Below are 2,259 nucleotides of genomic sequence, written 5' to 3'. Positions count from 1 at the left end.
GGCAAGCCGGACGAGCCGAAAGCGCATTTCTGAAAGCAGAAAAGCCGCCCCCGAAGGCGCGGCTTTTCCCAAACAGCTTCACTTGTTACGCATGCACGGTATTGGGTTTGGGCGATAACAGCCGGTCCACTGAAAGGGGGCCTGCGCCCTTGATCACCAGCACCAGCAGCAGGAAAATCCACATCGTGCGCTGATCGATCAGCCCCTGGGCCGCGTCAAAAAGCGATCCCAGCGCCACCCCATGCCCTGTGACATCCACCAGCGTCTGCACGATGATGAAACCGATGGTGCCAAGCGCCGCAAGCCGGGTCAGAAAGCCCACAAGGATCAGCGCGGGCAGCACATATTCGGCCCAGGTGCCCAGCAGGATCACGATTGTCTGGAAAAAGCTCAGTTGGCTGACGTCATAAAGCACCTCTTCCGCCGCTTTGGGAAAGATCTGCCCAAACGCCCCGGCGGAGGGCGAAAACAGCCCGCCATCCAGCTTCAGCCCTGCCGAATTCCAGTAATAAATCAGCAGAACCGCCGCAAAAACGATCCGCGCCAGAGTTGGAACAAGCCAATCGCCCGCCCGGTCCAGTCGGGAGAAAAAGGCGTGATGTAGGGAGAAGAGAGAGGACATGGGACTGGCTTTCTAATCAAGGGAGGTGATGGCGCCGTTCTGGATCAGGAGAGCAAGAACCGGGCCGGGGTCGAATTCGGGGGTGTTTTGGAGAGCGACCTCATGGGCTTTGCCCAGCGGCTCACCTTGCATGAGGGCGTCGAGGAACGCCCCGCCACCCGTGGGCAGGGCATGGGGGGTCGGATCGAACTCGGCGCGCAGCACCGCAACGTCCTGGGCGGTGGCGGTGGGTTTGGGGGCACCGTCTTCCGTGTTGAAACGCCAGATCGCGTGGATCGGCCAGGGGGAGCGGATCAGCTGCAGTGACGGGGCAAGGCCAAACCGCGTGTTCATCAGCGCCTCGGGCTCCAGCGCACCAAGGGCTGCGGGGTCAATCGGGCTACTGTCTGCGGCGTGATAGGATCGGCGCATGGCCAGTTCCAGCCGGGCCACATCCGGCAGGTATCCCAGGTGGGACAGTTGCGGCAGGGTGGCGATGAAATCCGGAAAGCTTTCACCGTAAAACATCATCAGGGGCGATGTGGGTGGATGGGCGCGCAGGTAAAGCCCTGCCAGTCCATCCATGTTCTGCTGGCCCAGAAGCCTGGTGATCACCGGAAAGCCGGTGCGCAGAGCTTCGGTAAGCGATACCGCGACATTGTTGCGATAGACATTGTACCGGCGGCCTGCAGGCTGGTCTGCCCCGTCGATCAACCCGTCGGGCACGGGTTGGGCGGCGTCCAGCAGGGCTGCGCGGAACATATCCTGGCTGACGGCGGTCATACCGCGATCCGCGCAAGCGCATCGGCCGCGCGCCCGGCTTCGGCGGCCAGAACGGGCCAGTCGGGGACATCGGTATCCCATTCCACCAGCGTGGGTTTGGGTCCTGCGCGCTCCAGCGTGTAATCCAGAAGCGCCCAGACCGGGTCGACCACCTTGGCCCCGTGGCTGTCGATCAGCAGGGGCTGCCCGTGGTCGTCTTCATCCTTGTCATGGCCGCCCAGATGGATTTCACCCACCTGCGCCAGCGGATAAGCGTCGATATAGCCTTGCGGACTGTATCCCAGATTGGTGGCCGACACGAAGACATTGTTCACATCCAGAAGCAGACCGCACCCGGTGCGGCGGCTGAGTTCGGCCAGGAAATCGGTCTCGCTCCAGGTCGATTGGGCAAAGGCCAGATAGGAGGAGGGGTTTTCCAGCAGCATCTGCCGGCCCAGTACATCCTGAACCTGGTCGATATGGCTGGCCACGCGGGTCAGCGTGTCATTGGTATAGGGCAGGGGCAGCAGGTCATTGAGAAACTCGGCGCCGTGGGTCGACCAGGCAAGGTGTTCGGAAAAGGACGCGGGCTGCAGCCAGCCCACCAGCTTTTTCAGTCGCGCCAGGTGATCGGCATCAAGCGCGCCCTCCCCACCGATAGAGAGGCCCACACCGTGCACGGATATCGCGAAACGTTCCGACAGCGCGCGCAGCTGCGCCAGCGGGCGGCCCCCGTCACCCATGTAGTTTTCCGCATGCACCTCCAGCCAGGCGACGGGGCCGGGATCGGCCATGATATCGCTGAAATGCTGGGGCTTGTAGCCGACGCCGGGCGCGGCAGGCAGGCGATCATATTTGGGGGAGGCGTCAAGCATGGAGTTCATCTGCTATGGGTC

At 62.7% G+C, this 2,259-nt stretch carries 3 protein-coding genes; all 3 read right to left on the bottom strand.

Annotated features, from left to right (window positions below; genetic code table 11):
* Nucleotides 1–85: 85 nt before the first annotated feature.
* The 3 genes from TR61_RS19315 to bufB are packed head-to-tail and all read right to left on the bottom strand — an operon-like array spanning nt 86 to nt 2,238.
* Nucleotides 86–622, bottom strand: coding sequence for a DoxX family protein (locus TR61_RS19315; RefSeq protein ID WP_050932188.1), 537 nt, complete (start codon nt 620–622; stop codon nt 86–88).
* 12 nt (nt 623–634) lie between these two features.
* Nucleotides 635–1,384 (bottom strand): HvfC/BufC N-terminal domain-containing protein, encoded by a 750-nt coding sequence (locus tag TR61_RS19310; RefSeq protein ID WP_050932185.1) that lies wholly within the window; start codon nt 1,382–1,384, stop codon nt 635–637.
* Nucleotides 1,381–2,238, bottom strand: a complete 858-nt coding sequence (bufB, locus tag TR61_RS19305; RefSeq protein WP_050932190.1) for an MNIO family bufferin maturase — start codon at nt 2,236–2,238, stop codon at nt 1,381–1,383. Before bufB ends, TR61_RS19310 begins: the two co-directional genes overlap by 4 nt.
* Nucleotides 2,239–2,259 lie beyond the last annotated feature (21 nt).

The sequence above is a fragment of the Aestuariivita boseongensis genome, assembly GCF_001262635.1.
Classification (GTDB): domain Bacteria; phylum Pseudomonadota; class Alphaproteobacteria; order Rhodobacterales; family Rhodobacteraceae; genus Aestuariivita; species Aestuariivita boseongensis.
This window is presented reverse-complemented; position numbering and strand designations above follow the sequence as displayed.

Coding starts and splice junctions, on each gene's coding strand:
- TR61_RS19315 (WP_050932188.1), bottom strand. CDS start 622: ATGTCCTCTCTCTTCTCCCTACATCACGCCTTTTTCTCCCGACTGGAC.
- bufB (WP_050932190.1), bottom strand. CDS start 2,238: ATGCTTGACGCCTCCCCCAAATATGATCGCCTGCCTGCCGCGCCCGGC.
- TR61_RS19310 (WP_050932185.1), bottom strand. CDS start 1,384: ATGACCGCCGTCAGCCAGGATATGTTCCGCGCAGCCCTGCTGGACGCC.